At 40.1% G+C, this 20,745-nt stretch carries 18 protein-coding genes and 1 riboswitch; of the genes, 7 read left to right on the forward strand and 11 right to left on the reverse strand.

Annotated elements, in window-relative coordinates; all coding sequences use genetic code 11:
• Positions 1-128: 128 nt before the first annotated feature.
• From BSO02S_RS15925 to cax, 5 genes are all read right to left on the reverse strand, one after another.
• Entirely contained in the window at positions 129-1,673 is a 1,545-nt protein-coding gene (locus tag BSO02S_RS15925) for a fumarate hydratase (protein ID WP_066069373.1), read from the reverse strand.
• 155 nt (positions 1,674-1,828) lie between these two features.
• Positions 1,829-2,026, reverse strand: a complete 198-nt coding sequence (locus tag BSO02S_RS15930; RefSeq protein ID WP_066069376.1) for an SE1561 family protein — start codon at positions 2,024-2,026, stop codon at positions 1,829-1,831.
• Between the two features lie 125 nt (positions 2,027-2,151).
• Positions 2,152-2,961, reverse strand: coding sequence for a YfkD famly protein (locus BSO02S_RS15935; protein WP_066069379.1), 810 nt, complete (start codon positions 2,959-2,961; stop codon positions 2,152-2,154).
• 88 nt (positions 2,962-3,049) lie between these two features.
• A complete protein-coding gene (locus BSO02S_RS15940; protein WP_066069382.1) occupies positions 3,050-3,667 on the reverse strand; it encodes a YczE/YyaS/YitT family protein in 618 nt (205 codons plus the stop codon).
• A gap of 372 nt (positions 3,668-4,039) precedes the next feature.
• Positions 4,040-5,098 carry a calcium/proton exchanger gene (gene cax / locus BSO02S_RS15945; protein WP_066069385.1) on the reverse strand — a complete coding sequence of 353 codons (1,059 nt, stop codon included), beginning with the start codon at positions 5,096-5,098 and terminating at the stop codon, positions 4,040-4,042.
• A 174-nt stretch (positions 5,099-5,272) separates the two neighbouring features.
• On the opposite strand from cax, the gene BSO02S_RS15950 reads away from it, so the two are divergent.
• Both BSO02S_RS15950 and BSO02S_RS15955 read left to right on the forward strand, forming a co-directional pair.
• Complete coding sequence (locus BSO02S_RS15950; RefSeq protein ID WP_066069388.1) at positions 5,273-6,451, forward strand: MFS transporter; 1,179 nt, start codon at positions 5,273-5,275, stop codon at positions 6,449-6,451.
• 156 nt (positions 6,452-6,607) lie between these two features.
• Entirely contained in the window at positions 6,608-8,524 is a 1,917-nt protein-coding gene (locus tag BSO02S_RS15955) for a heavy metal translocating P-type ATPase (protein WP_066069391.1), read from the forward strand.
• 292 nt (positions 8,525-8,816) lie between these two features.
• On the opposite strand, the gene BSO02S_RS15960 is transcribed toward BSO02S_RS15955, so the two are convergent.
• Together BSO02S_RS15960 and BSO02S_RS15965 are read right to left on the reverse strand one after the other, a co-directional pair.
• Complete coding sequence (locus BSO02S_RS15960; protein ID WP_066069394.1) at positions 8,817-9,653, reverse strand: YihY/virulence factor BrkB family protein; 837 nt, start codon at positions 9,651-9,653, stop codon at positions 8,817-8,819.
• 16 nt (positions 9,654-9,669) lie between these two features.
• Positions 9,670-10,041 (reverse strand): YtxH domain-containing protein, encoded by a 372-nt coding sequence (locus tag BSO02S_RS15965; RefSeq protein ID WP_066069397.1) that lies wholly within the window; start codon positions 10,039-10,041, stop codon positions 9,670-9,672.
• 409 nt (positions 10,042-10,450) lie between these two features.
• On the opposite strand from BSO02S_RS15965, the gene BSO02S_RS15970 reads away from it, so the two are divergent.
• Positions 10,451-10,675 carry a DUF1128 domain-containing protein gene (locus BSO02S_RS15970; RefSeq protein WP_066069400.1) on the forward strand — a complete coding sequence of 75 codons (225 nt, stop codon included), beginning with the start codon at positions 10,451-10,453 and terminating at the stop codon, positions 10,673-10,675.
• A 203-nt stretch (positions 10,676-10,878) separates the two neighbouring features.
• Here BSO02S_RS15970 and map read toward each other — a convergent pair whose 3' ends face one another.
• On the reverse strand, positions 10,879-11,628 hold the full coding sequence (gene map / locus BSO02S_RS15975; RefSeq protein ID WP_066069403.1) for a type I methionyl aminopeptidase: 750 nt from the start codon (positions 11,626-11,628) through the stop codon (positions 10,879-10,881).
• 297 nt (positions 11,629-11,925) lie between these two features.
• On the opposite strand from map, the gene BSO02S_RS15980 reads away from it, so the two are divergent.
• The gene (locus BSO02S_RS15980; RefSeq protein WP_066069405.1) at positions 11,926-12,255 is read left to right on the forward strand and encodes a helix-turn-helix domain-containing protein; all 330 of its coding nucleotides are present in this window, start codon (positions 11,926-11,928) and stop codon (positions 12,253-12,255) included.
• Between the two features lie 82 nt (positions 12,256-12,337).
• Here the strand turns inward: BSO02S_RS15980 and BSO02S_RS26425 are convergent, their stop codons facing one another.
• Positions 12,338-12,487, reverse strand: coding sequence for an anti-repressor SinI family protein (locus BSO02S_RS26425; RefSeq protein WP_084375050.1), 150 nt, complete (start codon positions 12,485-12,487; stop codon positions 12,338-12,340).
• 31 nt (positions 12,488-12,518) lie between these two features.
• Positions 12,519-12,610: riboswitch (cyclic di-GMP riboswitch) on the reverse strand.
• Between the two features lie 580 nt (positions 12,611-13,190).
• Between BSO02S_RS26425 and BSO02S_RS15985 the strand changes: the two genes are divergently transcribed.
• A complete protein-coding gene (locus BSO02S_RS15985; RefSeq protein WP_066069408.1) occupies positions 13,191-13,391 on the forward strand; it encodes a hypothetical protein in 201 nt (66 codons plus the stop codon).
• A gap of 47 nt (positions 13,392-13,438) precedes the next feature.
• Here the strand turns inward: BSO02S_RS15985 and hutH are convergent, their stop codons facing one another.
• Both hutH and BSO02S_RS15995 read right to left on the reverse strand, forming a co-directional pair.
• A complete protein-coding gene (gene hutH, locus BSO02S_RS15990) occupies positions 13,439-14,965 on the reverse strand; it encodes a histidine ammonia-lyase (protein WP_066069411.1) in 1,527 nt (508 codons plus the stop codon).
• Positions 14,966-15,535: 570 nt separating this feature from the next.
• A complete protein-coding gene (locus tag BSO02S_RS15995; protein ID WP_066069414.1) occupies positions 15,536-17,725 on the reverse strand; it encodes a DNA topoisomerase III in 2,190 nt (729 codons plus the stop codon).
• A gap of 126 nt (positions 17,726-17,851) precedes the next feature.
• On the opposite strand from BSO02S_RS15995, the gene BSO02S_RS16000 reads away from it, so the two are divergent.
• Positions 17,852-19,120: an MDR family MFS transporter gene (locus BSO02S_RS16000; RefSeq protein ID WP_066069416.1), complete on the forward strand. Its 1,269-nt coding sequence runs from the start codon at positions 17,852-17,854 to the stop codon at positions 19,118-19,120.
• A gap of 373 nt (positions 19,121-19,493) precedes the next feature.
• On the forward strand, positions 19,494-20,726 hold the full coding sequence (locus BSO02S_RS16005; protein ID WP_066069419.1) for an aminopeptidase: 1,233 nt from the start codon (positions 19,494-19,496) through the stop codon (positions 20,724-20,726).
• Positions 20,727-20,745 lie beyond the last annotated feature (19 nt).

The raw sequence follows: 20,745 nt of genomic DNA on the forward strand, positions 1-20,745 counted from the left end.
ATTTTACAAAACTTACGACATTTCCTGGATATTAATTGGAACCTCCCCCTTCAAAACACCAGATACCTATTTTAAAAAAGAGCAAAAAAAGAATAGGCGCCCAACCAGCGCCTACCCATACAAAAACCCTATTTAAAAACCGCATCCTTAAACTGAGCTAATTTTTCCAAAGAAGATTTGTCAACGTCCGCATGCAAGCTGTTTCCGTGCGAATCCATAGTAACAACAGCGGTGAAGCCCTCTACCTGGAGATGCCACATCGCTTCTGGAATACCAAATTGCATCAAATCAACACCGTCGACCCCTTTAATACAGTTGGCATAATATTGCGCCGCCCCACCGATAGCGTTAAGATAAACGCCGCCATGTTCTTCCAAAGCCGCCAAAGTCTTAGGTCCCATTCCGCCTTTACCGATCACAGCACGGATCCCGAACTTCTTCATGATATCGCCTTGGTACGGCTCCTCACGAATACTTGTTGTTGGACCGGCAGCCTTCACATGCCACACACCAGCCTCGTCCTTAAGCATAACTGGACCGCAGTGATAAATTACTTGTCCATTCAAATCAACTGGTGCATCATGGTCGCTTAAATACTTGTGAATGGCGTCACGGCCTGTGTACATCAATCCGTTAATTTGAACAACATCTCCGACTTTCAATGCACGAATTTGCTCTTCCGTAATCGGCGCTTCTAAAGTAATTACGTCTTCAGAAGTGGAAGCAGCTGTTTCTTTTTCAGCCTCGCCATCAGCAAAATCAATGAATTCACCGTCCTGGTACAGCCACTCATTAATTTCACCTGTCGCAGCATCAACGCTCACACCTAAACGGCGGAATGCCCAGCAATTGTAAGCCACTGAAACAAAGAAGCTGGCTGGAATACGGTGCATGACACCGACTTTACAGCCAAGAAGGGTTGCTTCGCCGCCAAAGCCCATCGTTCCAATTCCCAATTTATTAGCATTTTCCATCACATACTCTTCTAGCTTGCGAAGGTCCTCGTTTGGATTCACATCTTCCACAGAGCGGAATAATTGCTCTTTTGCCAAATCATAGCCGGAGGAACGATCGCCACCAATGCCTACACCTATGAAACCAGCGCTGCAGCCTTGTCCTTGCGCCTGGTAAACGGAATGCATGACACACTTGCGGATACCGTCAAGGTCTCGGCCAGCACGACCTAGGCCTTCTAATTCACATGGAAGGCTGTATTGAATGTTTTTATTTTCACAGCCGCCGCCTTTTAAAATCAAACGGACATCGATATAATCCTTTTCCCATTGTTCAAATTTAACAACCGGTACCCCAATACCAAGATTATCGCCGCTATTTTTGCCTGTCAGTGAATCAACTGCATTTGAACGCAATTTCCCTTCTTTTGTAGCAAGAACAATTGCATTTCGAATCGCCTCTTTTAATTCTATTTGGTTCACACCAACAGGCGTTTTAATTTTAAACGTTGGTAAACCTGTATCCTGGCAGATCGGTGAAACTTGGTCGTCTGCCATTTTGATATTGTTCGTGATGGTAGCAAGGCTCATCGCTGCACTCGTACCGGCATTTTCTTGTTCTTTAGCCGCCTTAACTGCCCGGCGGACATCCTTTGGAAGTTTAGTAGAAGTGTCAACTACAAGCTTATACATGCTTTCTTGAAATTTTTCAATATTCAATTCGAGTACCCCTCCAAAAAATCAATCTATTTAAATTTTACAACTTTTTGTTCGTGTACATTATACTCCTATAGTCACTATATTTAAAGAATAAGCTTGCAACCGATTACACAAAAGTCGGAGGGATTTTCATCCAAAGAAAAAGAGCCTGCACATTAAACAGACTCGCTCACATCACGGTTATTAAATTCCCTGCATTTAGATTCCATGTCATCAAGCATGGAGATTAAGCGGTCAATATCCTCAAGATCCGTATCTTCCGGATCAATGGCATCGAGCACGTCGATAAACATATTTAAGCGCGTCTTTAAAAAGTTGACCTGTGAATTTTTATCATTTGTCGGGCTGCCCACGTTCGTTCACTCCTTTCCTAACGTTTTCATCCTACCTAACTATTTTGACTTTGACAATGGATTCTTATTATTTTGCCCAATTATTAAAAAGACTCCTCGCTCTGAGGAGTCCCAAACTGCAAAATTCATCGCGGCCTTTCCGATGAAGCAAAGCCAAAGGAAACATAATCCTGGACGGGAATCCAGGCACCAATACCCTGTGATGTTACGTTTTTAATGACGATTAACTTTTTATTTCCCTTTAGCATTAAATAAACTTCACCGTAAGTTACTTTGCCTTTTTCACTTACAGCAGGTGCATACGCGTATAAGTAGCCTAAGCGATTGGCAGGAATGTTATAAATATGATCATTCTTCGTTCCTGCTCCGATAATCGTTTCAAATGCGAGCGGAAAATGGGTCTTTTCCATAGCTTTTAAAAGCATCATTTTTTTCACATCTTCCGCATTAGCAATTTTCGCTGTCAGCCCGCCCCTAACAAACTTTTGGGCCTCTTGAACATACTTAAATTGATATGGCACTTTACTGCCGCGGTTATCAAAATAATTGGTGTTAATTTTTTGAAATTCCCAATTGGGAGATGTCTCCGCTGATTCGTAATTCAGTGGCCACTGGCCAAGGTAAACAATGGCACGGTAACCAATCGCAAACGGGGTGCTGTTAATACTTGACTCATTGAGCATTCGAATCAAATCAGGATTTTCGATTTTAACCTTCGAAGAATTGATTAACTTTTTGGTTAAATCACTCGGCTGCAAGAATGGCAGATCCTGCGTTGAATTCGGATACGTATTTTCTTTTGAGATATTCCGCACCGAGGCGGGAACTTGATATTTTACAGGGTCCTTTTTCACCTGAGCTTTTTGGGCAAAAGCAGACGGGATAAAAGTTAACATTAATAGCATTGTCATAAGTACAGCTATATTTTTCTTCATTTGTTTAACTCCCTTCACTAATAGCAAAATTCAGTCTGCTAGTAGTTTTTTCGGAGTTGATAAATATTATCCATCCAAGCAATTAATTTCAATATTTTGCTTGAAGGCGCTGCATTGATTTTTCAAAGAATGGAAAAAACAGCTGGATAGCAGGTCCTACTGTAAAAGTGATGATAATCGTTCCGTACGAAATAGGCCCATTTAAAAAGAAGGCCGGAATTAAGGCGGTAATTTCACCAATCGTTTTTGCCATCATTAAATTAACACGAAAACGTTCTTTTATTGCCAGCATAAAATTATCTATGGGGCTTTGCGGGAATTTCGCCTGCAAATAAACAGCCGCTCCTATTCCAATGATTAAGATGCCAACTAGTAACATTCCTATTTTAGCCATTAACCCTTCCACCTTAAATAAGTCAAAGACAGTAACCAGCCAAAAGTCAACCAAAGAACCGATAATGATAATCGTCAAAAGTGAAAGGATGGCTGGTCTTCTTTTTAATAAAAGCGAATTTACAATGACTAAAACTGCCCCATCAATCATCACCCATTTTCCAATCGACAATCCTAGCTTTTCGGTCAGGGCTACATTAAATGCATCCCATGCCCCTACCCCAATATCTGCTACTTTGATTGTCATACAAACCCCGAAGGTCATAACAGCTAAACCAATAATAAAAAATAATAAACGAATAAATAATTTCATTTTTAACTCCTTTAAAAAGTAATGAAAATGTAATAATCAGATTATTTACAAGATTCGAATTTTAAATTATAATATACTTAACCTTTTAAATAAAGGAGGGCCGTAATCAATCTGCTAACCATTTATTCATTATCAATAAGGAGGTTGGGATTCCCGTCTTATATGAAATTCAACACTCGTGTTTTTCCTGTTTCTAATTAACATGAAGGTTGGTGATTGATGGTCCCATAGAAAAGCGATTGATTTTGAACCCTATTAGATGCTGTTATATTATAGCACAGCAATGATGCTTTACCCCGTACATTTGTATACATGTTAAGGCTTTTAAAAAAAATGAGACTCTAGGCCAAAATTGGCTAGAGTCTTTGTCGTTTATAGCAGGTAAAAGCCAATGCCCATAATAACGTAGGAAGCGAGTAAGGTTAACCCTTCAAACCAATTCGATTCCCCGTCGTTGGAGATGACGACCATCAGGAGCACCGACGAAACCATCGCGATTAATTCCTGCCAGCTGAATAATAATGGCATTGACTGCTCAAAGAAGAGAGAAATAATCACAAGCACTGGCAACACGAACATAGCTACTTGTAATGTGGAACCGATAGCAATTTCAACAGCGACATCCATTTTATTTTTATAAGCCATCATCACTGCTGAAGCGTGCTCAGCGGCATTTCCAACGATAGCTACAATGATAACCCCAATAAATAACTCCGTCCAACCGAAAGATTCTGCTACATACTCAAAGGTATGAACAAGATGCTCGGAAATATAAGCAACAACTAATGTGGCAATAAATAGTACAGCCATAGCCCTTCCTTTGCCCCATTCGGGGGTTTCTTCCTCATGCGCCGCCTTTTCTGTATCCGGCTGATAAACTCCGCGATGAGTAACCAGTTTGAAAAATAAGGCAGCAATATATAGGGCAATCAGAATAATTGAAATCCCGATACTTAAAGAGAGGGTTTTGGACTCACTCATATTCATCGAAAAAACTTCGGGGATGACAAAGGCAATAATTACAGCAAACATCAGCAGTCCAGAATTATGCCTTGCGTCAAACACATTAAATTTCTGGCGCTTAAATTTTACGCCGCCAATAAAAAAAGACAGTCCTGCGACTAGAAGTAAGTTACCTAACACGGAACCGGTTAAGGAAGCTAGGACAATGCCGACAAGACCCGCCTTCAATGAAAAAATAGAAATAATCAGCTCCACCGCATTTCCAAAGGTGGCATTTAACAGGCCGCCAATCCGCGGTCCGGCAACAATCGAAAGGCTTTCAGTTGCCCTCCCCATATAACTAGCTAAAGCAATAATCGTTAAACAATAAAGAATAAATAAGACAATATTTGACCAATGCATTAGTGTCCCAATGACTGATAGCGGAACCCCAATGAAGGTCATCAGCATAAAAATCTTATTGATCACCTTATTCCCTCCATCTCTTTATCTTGTCTCTTCACTTTTCTTCTATATATGTTGTACCCAATTCCCCCTAAACTTACCTGTTAGCAAAATTTTGCTTGCAAATGGCTAAATTTCTAGTTACCATCATTTTGAAACAATTTTAAACATAGAAATACCAGGATTGAAGGGACATGTATGAATAAAAATCACTCTCGCTTTTGGATACTCGTTAGTATTGTCGCCATTTCCGGCTTTTCCCAAGGAATGCTCCTGCCGCTTATCGCCGTTATCTTTGAAAAAAGTGGTGTATCTTCCTCATTAAATGGCCTCAATGCCACGGCACTTTATATAGGAATTCTGCTTGTATCTCCCTTTATGGAACAGCCGCTGCGCAAATTTGGCTACAAGCCTGTGATCATTTTCGGGGGAATTATTGTTTTCGTTTCCTTAGCTTTGTTCCCCTTATGGAAAACATTCTGGTTTTGGTTTGCACTCCGGCTTCTGATTGGGATAGGCGATCACGCCCTCCATTTTGCTACACAGACTTGGATTACATCATCATCTCCAGCCGAAAAACGAGGGCGGAATATTTCCCTATATGGTTTGTTTTTTGGGATTGGTTTTGCAACGGGGCCGTTAATGACACCACTCGTACTCATCAATGAAGCACTGCCCTTTATTGTCTCATCGCTTCTCTGTTTAATTGGATGGGCGTTTGTTTTTACCTTGAAAAATGAATTTCCCGAACAAGAAGTACATATCAATTCTTTTCTGGCCACGATTAAACAGTTCAAAAAGGCATTAAAATATGGATGGGTCGCCTTCTTACCTCCCTTCTCCTACGGTTTTTTAGAATCTTCCTTAAACGGTAGTTTTCCCGTTTATGCCTTAAGAATGAATATAGATGTTTCCAGCGTCTCACTGGTTTTATCCGCGTTTGCGATTGGCAGTATTATTACCCAGCTCCCATTAGGGATGTTAAGTGATCAGTACGGCCGGCGGAATATTTTAATGACAGTCCTATTCCTTGGATTTTTCAGTTTTACTGCCGCTAGTTTTTTTGAACATTCCTTTATTGGTCTATTTATAGCGTTCCTTATCTCGGGGATGGTAGTCGGTTCTACCTTCTCGTTGGGTATTAGCTATATGACTGACTTAGTTCCAAGGGACTTATTGCCGACAGGAAATTTGTTATGCGGCATTTTTTTCAGCCTAGGGTCTTTAAGCGGCCCGATTATCGGCGGTTTATTTATAAAGTTTTTCCAAAGTGTAAGTTTCTTTTATATTATAAGTACGATGCTCCTAGCTCTATCATTCATCATCTTTACCTTTGGAAAAAAGACCTATCTAAGGCTCGAACAGCAAAATTCATAATAGGAGCAAATTCATATCCTAAGCATAAAATGTGTGGTAAGATAAAAGAAAAAGATAAGATCTTGCCTGAGTCCTGCTGTCATCAATTGATGACAGCTTTCGTGTTTTTTAGGGGTAGTGATTATGATTATTTTTCTCAATTAGGGGGGAGAACCAATGAGTTCCGAGGCAAAAGCCCTTGCAAAGGGTATCCAGAAGGTTGGTTTCTTGGAAAAAGTAAAACCGCATATAGAATTAATTGCTGCTGGTTTAAGTGGGGTATTGATTGTCGCTGGCTGGCTCTTTGATAAATATGGGAATGGTGCTGATTCCATCGTTGCTTTTCTGCTGGCATTTTTGATTGGCGGGTTTGCTAAGGCAAAACAAGGTATCGAAGCCACTTATGAAAATAAAGAACTAAACGTTGAAATGCTGATGATCTTTGCGGCAGTTGGTTCAGCTATTATTGGTTATTGGACAGAGGGTGCGGTGTTAATTTTCATATTTGCAGTGAGCGGAGCACTTGAAACATACACGATGAATAAAAGTCGCAAGGAAATATCCTCTTTGATGAAGCTACAACCGGAAGAGGCTTTGCTCATTACAAACGGTTACGAAAAAAAAGTGTCCGTTTCAGCGCTTCGTGTGGGTGATCATATTCTGATTAAGCCTGGCGAGCGTGTTCCTTCAGACGGGGCCATCATTAAGGGCCAAACAAATATTGATGAAGCAGCGATAACAGGCGAGTCGATGCCAGTCTCCAAAGGCGGTGGGGCAGAGGTTTTTGCCGGTACCGTTAACATGACAGGTTCGATTACCGTTCAAGTGACAAAAGCCAGTGATGAAACCCTTTTTCATAAAATCATTCAGCTCGTTCAATCGGCTCAAAGTGAAAAATCGCCTTCTCAGCAATTTATCGAACGGTTTGAAGGTACCTATGTCAAGGTTGTCCTTGTTGTCGTATTTTCGATGTTTTTCCTACCACACTTCCTTTTAGGTTGGGGCTGGCATGAATCCTTCTATCGCGCAATGATTTTATTAGTGGTCGCATCGCCATGTGCGCTTGTGGCTTCAATTATGCCTGCCACCTTATCGGCCATCTCGAATGGAGCAAAGCATGGAATTTTGGTAAAAGGCGGCGTCCATCTCGAAAATCTAGGCCATTTAGAGGCGATTGCCTTTGATAAAACAGGGACACTTACAAAAGGGAAACCGGAAGTAACTGAAATAATTGTCAAAGAAGGGCTTGAAAAAGAGGATCTAATCTGGAAAGCTGCTTCGATTGAAAGCTATTCTAACCACCCGCTCGCACTTTCGATTGTCAAATATGCGAAACGGGCCATAAACAAAGAATTATTTCATCCTGACAGTCTGGAGGATATACCGGGCTGGGGTGTGAAAGCGGAAATAAACGGCGAACAATGGAAAATTGGTAAAGCTGCATTCATTGGGAAAGAAAATGCCGACAAGTTTGCGGATGGAAAAGCAAAAGACCTTGCAAGCCATGGTAATACCCTCGTCTTTATTGAAATTAATGGAGAACTCAGTGCGATGATTGCCTTAATGGACGTTGTCCGCGAAGAAACGAAGCTTGCTATTGACCATTTAAAAAGGCAAGGAATCCACACGATTATGCTTACAGGTGATAGTGAGAAGACAGCACGTGCCATTGCTGCCGATAGCCATGTCGATGAATTTTTTGCCGAATGCCTGCCAGAAGTGAAAGTGGAAGAACTAAAGAACTTGAAGAAAAAGTATAAAACAGTGGCGATGGTGGGGGATGGAATTAATGATGCACCCGCGTTAGCGATTGCCAATGTCGGAATTGCGATGGGCGAAGGAACCGATGTAGCCCTTGAAACAGCTGATATTGTGCTAATGAAAAATGATCTGCCCCGGATATCAGATGCCATTCATCTATCACAACGAATGAATAAAATTATCAAGCAAAATGTTATTTTTTCGATTACGGTCATCATGCTCTTAATCGCCTCTAATTTCTTTCAGATACTGGATTTGCCATATGGTGTAATCGGACATGAAGGCAGCACCATTCTTGTTATTTTGAACAGCCTCCGATTATTAAAAGCGTAAACACATGGAAGAGCCGGGTAATTATTCACCCGGCTCTTGTTATCTTATATCAACTTTGAAAACTGTCCAGCTCCAGTGCCCAGCGGCTAGTGGACTTCCGCTTTTCTTTTTAGTGGTAACCATTAGAGCCATTTGCTGACCCCGAGGTTTTATTTCCTTTACTGCCTTTTCCCTTTTGCTTTGTACCGCCATCTTTTTTAGTTTTCTTTGTCATTGTTTGAAACCTCCCTTGATGTGAGGTTATCCCTCCATCATAGTTTGGACAGACCAGCCAATTTCATGAAGGAAAGTATTAGCAATGGGTTCGTTTCTTCTCACTATAAAAAGCATTGATTTCTCCGCCTAATATGATAATGAAGGCCGATATGTACAGCCAAATCATTAACACAATGATTGCCCCGATACTCCCATATGTGAGCGAGTAGTTACTGAAATTTCCCGCATAGAAAGTTAAGCCAATCGAGGAGATAATCCAACCAATGGTTGCAAATATTGCCCCTGGAAAAGCACTGCGGCATTTTAATTTCACATTTGGTGCAATCCAATACAAACCAGTAAAAATGAGGAATAAAATAATGGCGCTAACAAGCCAGCTTAATGTATTCCATAACTTGATAAATTCCGTGGTATAGCCCAATTTTGAAAATAAGAACAGGCCAATTTCCCTGCCGAATACCGGCAGAACAATCGCAAGAATTAACACAAAAATCATCCCAAAGGTTAACAAAATAGCCGTACCCCTTGCGACGATAAACGAGCGGCTTTCCTTCACATTGTATGCTTTATTAAACGCCAGAACCGTTGCATTAATACCGTTGGACGCCGACCAAAGGGTACCAATGATTCCGAAGGATAATAAGCCGCCATTGCGATGACTCATTATATCTTGGATATTTTTTTCAATTAACGCCATGGCTTCCGCTGGTGCAAAATCTTTAATCATTCCAAGCATATCCTGATGCGGAATTGGAAAATAGGGTAAAAGTGAAAATAAAACAATCAGTAGAGGAAATAGAGAAAGTAGAAAATAATAGGCCAATTGCGCACTTAGTCCAGGCAGATCATCTTCTTTAATCCGATGCCATAGCAATCTTAGTAAAGAAGAGCGCACATCCACTCTCTTTTTCATTTTCTTCCCCTCCTTTTTACTGAACTTTTGCTTCCGCCCCCAACACTTCATCTAGGGGGTGTTCTTTCTCATTCTTCGAGAAGCTATCCTTTGTTTCCTTGAGAATGTCTGTTACCTGAGGTGTAAGTTCCCGTAATTCGTCAACCTTCATTGTAATATAGGAAATATCCTCACTTACCTGCTGGGCAGTTGTCTTTAAATTGGCTGCAGTTTCTTTAACCTTATCAGCTATTTCCCCCGGATTTCTCACAATATAGACTACCTTATTGGATGTATTCTGAATGTTTTCTTTCATCGCCTGACGGGTTTGTTTATCTATTAAGCTAATTACACCACCAGCGATAGCCCCGAGTAACATTCCCTTCCAAAACTGATTTTTCTTAGTCATCTTAAATTCTCCTTCTGCCACAATAATTATCATTAAACGTTTAAAAAGAAATTAATAACACTATTCATCTTTATTTTGCTTTATCTAAGATTCCTATGCAAGTCCTCCGCCATCTTTATACCCATTCTTTTCGGAACCAAAACTATGATGGCGTTTCTACGCCACCATCTACACTTAAAATAATCCAGAGACTAGCCTTCTTCATCTAATAAAGGCGGTGTGAGCGTAGCAAGGCTTTCCTAATTCGTAGTGAAGAATGTTCACTTTTCGCTAAATTTGGATAAACGGATTCGCTATTGCGGAGCTCCGCCCCTTTTCCACTAACATCAAAAGTTTCAGGAAGGTTTGTATTGACAGATAGTTTTTAACATGAAAAGATGGGATTATTAATTCGGAAAGGGTGACCGAAATGAATTTATCAGAAAAATCGATTGAAAATGTCGAATATATGATTGAGCAAATAAAGGAAAAATTGAAGGTTCTAAACCTTGGGGCGATTAAACCTTCCCACTTCGATGAAGAAATGTACGAGGAATTAAAGGAAATTTATGATATGGTGCTAAAAAAGAATTCGTTTAGTCCAAATGAAATGCAGGCATTAGTTGAAGAACTTGGAAGTTTGAGAAAAAAATAGAAACAAGAGACGGAAGCGCCCGTTTAGCGGCGTATGGACTGGAGCTCTTTGACTTATCGTAGGGAAAAGAGCGAAGTCCACTAGCCGCTGGGCGCTGAAGCTGGATTCAGATAACTATATCAGCGTTATCAACACTAGATTGCTCTATAATCTCTTAAGGAGTCACAAAACCCGTTATTCCAATAGAATAACGGGTTTTGTGTTTACTTCTGTTCAGTCAAGATAATGGGACCATCCTTAGTAATTGCTATGGTGTGCTCATATTGCGCTGAATATTTACCATCTATCGTTCTTGCCGTCCAGCCGTTATCATCCATCTTTGTTTGGTATCTGCCGACATTCACCATTGGTTCAATCGTAAATACCATCCCTTCCTTAATTCGTGCCCCTTTTCCTGGGAGGCCGTAATGGGGAACATCTGGTTTTTCATGTATCACTGCACCAATTCCGTGGCCGATAAAATCCCGAACAACAGAAAGTCCCTCACTCTCCACATATTTTTGAATGGCGTGGCCAATATCCCCGATTCGATTGCCAGGAACGGCCTGTTCAATCCCTTTGTACAGTGCTTCCTTGGTTACTTTTAATAAATGATCTGTTTCCTCCGAAACCTTACCAACAGCATAAGACCATGCCGAATCAGCTAATGCACCATTATATTTGACAACCATATCTACAGTTACAATATCGCCTTCCTTTAACGGTTCCTTTCTTGGAAAGCCATGGCAAATTTCGTCATTAATACTTGCACAAGTTGCGTATTCATAGCCTCTATAGCCCTTTTGTTCTGGAGTAGCACCATGTTTCAATAAAAATTTATCCACAAACTCTTCTATCTCCCAAGTTGTAATACCTGGCTTAATTAATTTTGCAATTTCTTGATGACAGGCTGCTAATATTTCTCCTGACTTTTTCATTGCTTCAATTTCACGTTGTGATTTAAGGACAATCATTTTACGAGGGTCCCCTTCCTTTTTGATTATTTTTATGTATACTCAGCAAAATGGTTCGACATAGCACAATGCTAAACAAGAAATATTATACATTAGTTTAGATTTGCATTTGGCAACACTCTTTATATTAACTCTATCTAATTATTTTTTCAAAATTTCACTAAGCATTGTCATCTATATTAAATATTTATTAATGTTCACTGTTTTGTAAAATTTCACTGTTCTTAATATGGTACTTTTCCAACCTTTTTGGTAGAATTAACGTATAAATACAAATTACTAGGTGTGTGAGACTCAATGATTGGTGATCGCGTTAAAAAATTTCGCTTAGAAAAGAAAATGTCCCTTTCCGAACTTGCTGAACAAGCAGGCGTTGCTAAATCCTATTTAAGTTCTCTTGAAAGAAACCTGCAAAAGAATCCTTCTATAAAATTTCTGGAAAAGATTGCAGCCGTATTGAAAATTCCTGTGGAGGGTTTAATCCATGACCAAATAAACCAAGATGATTTGGATACTGATTGGATGAATCTGGTCAAGGAAGCGATGAATTCTGGTGTTTCAAAGGAGCAATTTCGCGATTACCTTGAATTTAATAAGTGGCGGATAAATCAAAATAACAACCAATAGTTGGTTTTTTTATTCAAAGAAGAAAAGCATTCCACAAAAAGTTAAAACTTTTTGGAGAATGCTTTTTATGTTCTTGTATGTACTAGCCATTCTTCGTAATTAACTCTTTTTCCCCATTTTGATTTAGGAACTTTCGAACTGCTTCTTTGGTTAATCCAAGTCCTTTTGCTTCTAAAATAAGTGCAAACCATTCCTCATCGATTAATTCCATCTCTTTGTCTGTAAGCAACATTCTTCTCACTCCTAAAATACAAAATCGTATTCAAGGTAGCCCGGCCATCATAGCAAGTCTACCACTTGCCGTAGATCCTCGGCTTTGCGTCCCATTCTTTCAAAAGGTTTGCCTTTTTCTGTCGTCATATAAAACTTATTCTCACCGATTAACATAATCATTCTTTTACTTTATTTAAAGTATAAGTTAATTATACCTAGTCCTTTTATAGTAATGTGTTGTATTTTGTCGATTTAATTAAATTTTCCAATTATTTTTATAAACAAACTATCCCATATATCTACAAATGCCCCAAAATTCTGGTTATTGATTTATTCACCAAGAAAGAGACTAGAAATTCAAGTCAATACTTCCTACCCGCATATGATAAAAATATTTGTCTATTTTGTGACAATTAGCATATAATGTAAGCAATATACAAATATACCTAATATTACAAATATTTGAGTGGAGGGTTGTTGATCAGCGCTATGACTTTTATTCATGTTTTAAATTACTCCATCCCGATTGTATTTATTGTATTTGCTGGTTTTTTCCTCGATCGTATATGCAAACCGGATAAACCAACAGAAAAAGCTGGTGAAGAGTGAATCTATTTCTTAGATATCACTTTCACATAGCTTTTTTTTTTTTGCAGAAGGATAGTAAATATTTCAGTTATGTTTGGAGATGCTACATACGAAGACGAAAGGGGTGTTTTAGTTTGGCACGTGGTGAACATTTTGAGCATAAGAAGAAGAACCATCCCGGTGATTTCCCTAAGGATAGCCTAACGGAAAAGCATGTAAAGGAAGCAATTGGGGATGAAGAATTCATAGTAACCCAAGAGGCTTTTAAAAATAGAATCGAGGAAGAGGATGCACGGGGAGATACTGCCCGCTTGCTGCCAAGCCAGACAGAGTAAAAGGCGTGAATTCTTCACGCCTTTTCCCTTTACCTATCTTAAGACCCTTAGTATTGTCCTTTTTCCATACTTACACCTTTAATAAAATGGGAAAATTCCATCGTTTTTAACCACTCGGCCGCTTTTTCAATATCCTTAGAGAAAATGCGGTCTTTCTTAATGGAAAGAACCTGTTCGCGTCCTTTTTCATAGAATGTCTTCGTGTGGCTGGCCATTTTATCCACACCACGAATTTCAACTGCCTGCATTGCGCAAATCAACTCAATCGCCAGGACTCTTCTTGCATTCTGGATAATTTGATAGGCATGTCTTGAAGCGATTGTGCCCATGCTAACATGATCCTCCTGGTTCGCTGATGAAGGAATCGAATCAACGCTGGCCGGATGGGCAAGTGTTTTATTTTCTGAAACAAGAGCTGCCGCTGCATATTGCATAATCATTGCACCCGATTGCAAGCCCGGTTCAGGACTCAAGAAAGGCGGCAGGTCATTAAGCTGTGGATTGACCAGTCTTTCAATTCGTCTTTCCGAAATATTTGCTAGTTCTGCAACAGCAACTTTCATAAAATCCATGGCAAACGCAATCGGCTGTCCGTGGAAGTTTCCTCCGGAAATGACCTTTTCCCCATCATCAAAAATTAATGGATTATCTGTTGCCGCATTCATTTCAATCTCTAATTTTTCTTTTACATAATCAAGGACTTGCCAAGAGGCACCGTGAACCTGCGGGATACAACGAAGCGAATAGGCATCCTGTACTCTTAACTCGCCCTGTTGTGTCGTTAATAAACTATCGCTTAAGTAGTGGCGGATTCTTGCAGCCGTATCAATCTGCTGTTGATAGCCCCTTGCGACATGAACCTCATCTGCAAAGGCATCAATAATACCATTTAACCCTTCAATGGTCATTGACGCAATCAGCTCACTCTCATGGGCCAGCTGCTCGGCTTCCAAGTATCCAATAACACCCATGGCTGTCATCGCCTGGGTACCATTTATAAGGGCAAGACCTTCTTTTGCCTCCAAGGTCACAGGCAAAATTCCTTCCTGCTGCAGGGCATCAAGGGAATCGATGCGATTACCTTTGTAAAATACCTCTCCTTCGCCAATTAAAACTAAAGCAAGATGGGAAAGTGGGGCCAAATCCCCGCTTGCACCAAGTGAACCCTGCTGTGGGATAACAGGGAGTATGTCTCTATTCACTAACTCGATTAATTTTTCAATGACAAGCGGTCTTATTCCTGAATAGCCCTTTAAGAGTGCATTTGCACGGAGGAGAACCATTGCTTTGGCGACAACCTCCGGGAAAGGTTCACCCACTCCGCAGGCATGGGATCGAATTAAATTAAGCTGTAGATCCTGCACATGGTCCTTATCGATTAGAACATCACTAAATTTTCCAAATCCCGTTGTGATTCCATAAACTACTCTTGATTCTGAAACGATTCTTTCTACTGCTTCCCGGCTCTTCTTGACTGCTTCCATACTTTTTTCTGAAGCACGGACCTTTTGCCCGCGAAATAAAACTTCTTTCATTTGCTCTAATGTTAAGCTTCCACCTGTTAACGTAATCATATATCCCGCTCCTCTACCACTTTAGTATAATAAAGAAAGAGGCTGGATTCCTTATCTGTTTAGATTTGGATTCCAGCCTCTTTTATAAATAATATTGTATTTTGAACCATTCTTTGGGGATGCCTCATAGGGATCATTCCATTCTATTCTATATACTATCGTTATGATAATTATCATATGTTAGGAAAGCCCTCCCTGTCAATTAAATTTTCTGAATTTTAACACGATATTGCTTTAGCAGGATAATATATGAAAGGAAAGTGGCCCTTTGGGCTTCTTCCTACATCAAAGTGAGTACTTACTACCCCTTTTGGGAGACTTACGACATCTTTTCACGCATTTACTACCTCTTTTTCGATACTTACGACATCTTTTCGCGTACTTACTACCACTTTTTCGATACTTACGACATCTTTTCGCGTACTTACTACCACTTCTTCGATACTTACGACATTTACTGGATATTATTGGATTAATCTATAAATAACCGGTACTTTCCTCCCGTATTTATGTAAAAAGGGCTATTCATAAAGATATTTAATCTTTATGAATAGCCCCTTAAGTATGCTGTTAATCAAATTTCAACCCTTTTAATGCTTCTGCTAACGCATTGTTCAAAGGTTCTTCCTCCTTCTGCTGGTTTTTCAAATATTTTTGTACAGTTCGTTTATCCACTTTACCGCCAGATTCTTTTTGACGGCGTGCTTGGAAAGCGGACAGTTTTTCACGATGTCCACATTTACATGCAAAGACTTGACCTTCACCTTCACCACGTAACTCAAGTTGTTTATGACATTTTGGGCAGCGTGCGTTTGTGACGCGGGAAACATTTTTACGATGTCCACATTCCCGATCTTGGCACACGAGCATTTTGCCCTTTTTGCCATTCACTTCAAGCATTGGTTTACCACAGTCTGGACAATTTTTTGTAGAAATATTGTCGTGCTTGTATTTTTTATCACTTGCTTTAATTTCAGCAACTATCTCTTTTGTATAGTTCTTCATTTCGCTGATAAACACTTCTTTTTTCAATTTGCCATGTGCAATTTGATCAAGCTTTTGTTCCCACTCAGCTGTTAAAGTTGGAGATTTAAGCTCCTCCGGCACTAAATCCAGCAATTGACGACCTTTAGAAGTCATATGAATGTCTTTGCCACGCTTTTCGATTAAGAATGAATTGAATAGCTTATCAATGATATCCGCACGTGTCGCAACAGTACCAAGCCCGCCGGTCGATTTTAAGGTTTCTGCTAATTGTTTATTTTTCGTATCCATATATTTCGTTGGATTTTCCATTGCCGACAGTAATGTCGCCTCATTAAAACGACCAGGCGGCTTTGTTTGACCCGATGTTTGGGCGATTAGTTTGACGTTTAATGTGTCATTCTTTTCGATTCGAGGTAAAATCTGTTCTTTCAGATCATCACCTTCATCGTCTTCTTCAAGTCGATTATTGTAAACTTCTTTCCAACCAAGCGATAAAATGGTTTTTCCTCTAGCAACGAAGTTTTCCTCACCAATTTTTGCACGAAGCGTTAACTGCTCGTACTCAAATGCCGGGAATAATACGGCTAAGAAGCGTTTAACCACCAGGTCGTAAATTTTCCGTTCTTTATCTGTAAAAGCTGAAAAGTTCACATATCCTTCTGTAGGAATAATCGCATGGTGATCGGATACCTTGCTATCATCCACAAAAGATTTAGAAGCCTTGATAGGCTTTTTTAAGATTTTGCTTGTTAGTAAGCGATATTCACCACTTCCACATGCCTTCAGACGCTCTGGTAGGGTTGGAACAATATCTGATGAGATAAACCGTGAGTCTGTCCTTGGGTACGTTAAAACTTTATGCTGCTCATAAAGCTTTTGCATAATGCTTAACGTTTCCTTTGCAGAGTAACCAAAGATTTTGTTCGCATCGCGCTGTAGTTCTGTTAAGTCATATAGACCTGGAGAAAAAGACTTCTTAGGTTTCTTTTCAATTTCTGTCACAAGGGCATTTTGTTTACCAAGTTTTTTTACAATCGCATCGAGTTTCTCTTTTTCAAAACTGCGGCTGTTGCCTTTTACATCCTGCCATGTCAGCTTTAATTGGTCAGCTGTTTGGGCTTCAATGCCGTAATAGGTTTGTGCTTTGAAGTTTCTAATTTCGTCCTCACGCGCTGCAATCATCGCAACAGTAGGTGTTTGAACACGGCCGCAGTTTAGCTGTGCGTTAAACCTAGTTGTTAATGCACGTGTTGCATTAAGACCGATATACCAGTCAGCCTCCGAACGTGCGACAGCTGATGCATATAAATTTTCATACGCCTTTCCGGGCTTCAAGTTTGCAAAGCCGTCCTTAATCGCTTTATCCGTAACAGATGAGATCCATAGGCGTTTAATTGGTTTATTGACTTTTGCTTTATCAATAATCCAACGTGCGACTAATTCTCCCTCTCTCCCTGCGTCTGTAGCCACGATTATTTCATTGACATCATTTCTAACCAGTTGACTTTTAACAGTATTAAACTGTTTTCCCGTCTCCTTAATTACGGTCAATTTCAAACGCTCCGGCAGCATAGGCAGATCTTCTAAATTCCAAGTTTTATATTTCACATCATAACTTTCTGGGTCAGCAAGTGTAACTAGGTGTCCTAGTGCCCACGTAACGATATATTTATTTCCTTCAAGATACCCGTTTCCTTTTTTATTACAATTTAGCACATGCGCAATATCACGTGCCACAGAAGGTTTTTCAGCAATGACAATACTTTTTACCATAGTTAAACATCCTTTCGAATTTCCATAAGTTAAATATAGCATACGTGCCTGCTTTTTTTCTTGTACTTACTTCCGACTGAATAGTATGATAAAAAGGCACGAAAATAGAGAAACGGGGATTTAGGTATGAGGATTAGGGATTGGGATCCAAATTTAAAGGTTCGCTTGTTTAGTGAAGCAATGATGAACATAACCTTTTGGATGTTTTTTCCGTTTTTAACGATTTATTTTGCAGAAGAGTTCGGTAAAAGTAAAGCAGGTTTATTATTAGTCTTTTCGCAGGTATTTTCCGTATTTGCCAATTTGATGGGCGGCTACTGTGCCGACCGGTTTGGACGGAAACGGATGATGGTCCTTTCTGCTATTGGTCAGGGTCTTTCATTCTTAAGCTTCGCCATCGCAAGTTCACCGTGGCTTCAATCGCCATGGCTTGGGTTTGTTTCGTTTGCGGTTGCCGGTGTGTTTGGGTCCTTTTACTGGCCTGCCAGCCAAGCAATGGTAGCCGATGTCGTCGACGAAAAAGATCGGAGCAATGTATTTGCTATTTTTTATACGTCCATTAATATAGCGGTTGTCGTAGGCCCGATTTTAGGTGCTATTTTTTATGTTCATTATCGCTTTCAGCTACTGCTCGTTGCGGCTGCTGTATGCATAATGCTCGGGTTGATTTTAGCCAAATGGACACGGGAAACAGCCCCTGTTCAAAAAAAGGCTATTTCAAGCGACGGGAAATGGTATTATTTTTTAAAAAACCAGCTGATGGATTATGCGCTTATTATTAAAGATAAAACCTTCCTGCTCTTTATCATTGCAGGTGTTTTAGCTGGGCAGACGTTTATGCAATTGGACTTATTAATTCCTGTTTATATTAAGGATGTCATCAAAAGTCAAACTCTCTTTTCCATAGGGGACTGGTCATTTGCCGTTAAAGGGGAGCAGGCATTTGGAATTGTCCTTGCTGAGAATGGTTTCATCGTTGCCCTTTTGACCGTTTTTGTAACGAAATGGATGGGAAAATATTATGAACGAAATGTGTTTGTTCTCTCCTCAGTCGTCTACGCCATTTCAATAGTCCTTTTCAGCCAAACCTCGATGATTTGGGGGTTCATTTTGGCCATGGCTGTATTTACATTTGCTGAATTAATGGGGGCCGGGCTCCAGCAAAGCTTCGTTTCCAGGCTTGCCCCTGACCATATGAGGGGTCAATATTTCGCCGCCGCAAGCTTACGATTTACCATTAGTCGTACCATTGCTCCACTATCCATTCCAATGACCGTTTGGATCGGATATGGCTGGACCTTCATTTTCTTAGCTTTGCTTGCCTTATTAAGTGCTGTCATCTATTGGGTCATGTTCTATACGTTTGAAAAGCAGAAAATGGGAACGCAAACATGAAAAGGCACTTTTTGTGCTTTTTTATTTCTCAAGGATCTTAAAGATTCAAAATTTCGTCAAAAAATTGTACTAAATTGTTCACATTTGACCCTTTTAATATTATAATTAACTTGTAAAGGTTTTCTATTATAAGGGCGGTGGAATTAATGGAATTGTCACAGTTCATGGCTCCAACTTCATTGTCAGGCATTATTACATTTTTAGTCCTATTTTCCGCAGGGGTTTATTTTAATATAAAAGTATATGGTAGCAAGCTAGGGTAGAGATGAAAATCTTTACTTTTTTTTGTGTTTTTAGACTAGAAGCTCTCGGTTTCTTTTTCCAATTAAAAAGGCTACAATATAGGAAGATTCTGAAAAAGGAGATTATACATATGACTGAATTTCAAAAAAACCTTGAGAAATATGCTGAGCTGGCCGTTAAGGTAGGCGTTAATGTTCAGCCAGGTCAAACGTTGGCCATCAATGCCTCCATCGATGCTGCTGAATTTGTCCGTTTAATTGTAAAAAAGGCCTATGAAACAGGGGCGAAGAATGTCGTTGTCAACTGGAACGATGATACTGTTACAAGAACAAAATATGATTTAGCACCGAATGATGCCTTCCAAGAGTACCCAGTTTGGCGTGCAAAAGAAATGGAAGAGCTCGCTGACAAAGGCGCAGCCTTTATGTCAGTCGTATCTTCGAGCCCTGATTTATTAAAAGGCGTCGATCCTGAACGTATTTCAAACTTCAATAAAGCCGCTGGCACGGCGTTAAAAAATTACCGAAAAGCAACGATGTCAGACAAAGTCAGCTGGACCGTCATTGCAGCAGCATCACCGGCATGGGCAGCTAAAGTATTCCCGGATGAACCTGCTGAAACCCAAGTAAGCAAGCTTTGGGATGCGATTATCAAAGCTACTCGTGTCGACGTTGAAAATCCAGTAGAGGCATGGAAAGAACACGACGAAACCCTTCATGCCAAGGTTGACTATTTAAATGAAAAACGATATCAGAAGCTTCATTATACAGCACCTGGCACCGACTTAACGATTGAGCTTCCGGAAAAACATCTTTGGGTTGGAGCCGGCAGCGTGAATGAAAAGGGATTTGAATTTATGGCCAACATGCCGACAGAAGAAGTCTTCACTGTCCCGTTGAAAACAGGTGTTAACGGTACTGTGGCAAGTACAAAGCCGTTAAGTTATGGCGGCAATATCATTGACCGCTTTTCGATTACCTTTGAAAATGGAAAAATTGTCGGCGTAAAAGCGGAGGAAGGCGAAGAGATTTTGAAGCGTCTTGTGGATACGGATGAAGGCTCACATTATCTTGGTGAAGTCGCGCTTGTTCCTTACGACTCACCTATTTCACAGTCCAATGTTCTTTTCTTCAATACCTTGTTTGACGAAAACGCCTCCAACCATTTAGCAATCGGAAGTGCCTATTCCTTCTGTATTGAGGGCGGCAAGACTATGTCTTCTGAAGAATTGGAGAAGAATGGGCTTAATGAAAGTCTCACCCACGTTGATTTCATGATTGGTTCAGCGGAAATGGACATCGACGGAATTACAGCCGATGGTAAATCGGAACCTGTATTTAGAAAAGGAAACTGGGCGTTTTAAATAGAAAAGCGGAAGCGCC

Source organism: Neobacillus soli NBRC 102451, from assembly GCF_001591665.1.
Classification (GTDB): domain Bacteria; phylum Bacillota; class Bacilli; order Bacillales; family Cytobacillaceae; genus Neobacillus; species Neobacillus soli.

Excerpts from the sequence above, each read along its gene's own strand:
- BSO02S_RS15935 (WP_066069379.1), bottom strand. The coding sequence starts at position 2,961 with ATGAAGAAAAATATAGCTGTACTTATGACAATGCTATTAATGTTAACT.
- BSO02S_RS15940 (WP_066069382.1), bottom strand. The coding sequence starts at position 3,667 with ATGAAATTATTTATTCGTTTATTATTTTTTATTATTGGTTTAGCTGTT.
- BSO02S_RS15950 (WP_066069388.1), top strand. The coding sequence starts at position 5,273 with ATGAATAAAAATCACTCTCGCTTTTGGATACTCGTTAGTATTGTCGCC.
- BSO02S_RS15955 (WP_066069391.1), top strand. The coding sequence starts at position 6,608 with ATGAGTTCCGAGGCAAAAGCCCTTGCAAAGGGTATCCAGAAGGTTGGT.
- BSO02S_RS15960 (WP_066069394.1), bottom strand. The coding sequence starts at position 9,653 with ATGAAAAAGAGAGTGGATGTGCGCTCTTCTTTACTAAGATTGCTATGG.
- BSO02S_RS15965 (WP_066069397.1), bottom strand. The coding sequence starts at position 10,041 with ATGACTAAGAAAAATCAGTTTTGGAAGGGAATGTTACTCGGGGCTATC.
- BSO02S_RS15970 (WP_066069400.1), top strand. The coding sequence starts at position 10,451 with ATGAATTTATCAGAAAAATCGATTGAAAATGTCGAATATATGATTGAG.
- map (WP_066069403.1), bottom strand. The coding sequence starts at position 11,628 with ATGATTGTCCTTAAATCACAACGTGAAATTGAAGCAATGAAAAAGTCA.
- BSO02S_RS15980 (WP_066069405.1), top strand. The coding sequence starts at position 11,926 with ATGATTGGTGATCGCGTTAAAAAATTTCGCTTAGAAAAGAAAATGTCC.
- BSO02S_RS26425 (WP_084375050.1), bottom strand. The coding sequence starts at position 12,487 with ATGTTGCTTACAGACAAAGAGATGGAATTAATCGATGAGGAATGGTTT.
- hutH (WP_066069411.1), bottom strand. The coding sequence starts at position 14,965 with ATGATTACGTTAACAGGTGGAAGCTTAACATTAGAGCAAATGAAAGAA.
- BSO02S_RS15995 (WP_066069414.1), bottom strand. The coding sequence starts at position 17,725 with ATGGTAAAAAGTATTGTCATTGCTGAAAAACCTTCTGTGGCACGTGAT.
- BSO02S_RS16000 (WP_066069416.1), top strand. The coding sequence starts at position 17,852 with ATGAGGATTAGGGATTGGGATCCAAATTTAAAGGTTCGCTTGTTTAGT.
- BSO02S_RS16005 (WP_066069419.1), top strand. The coding sequence starts at position 19,494 with ATGACTGAATTTCAAAAAAACCTTGAGAAATATGCTGAGCTGGCCGTT.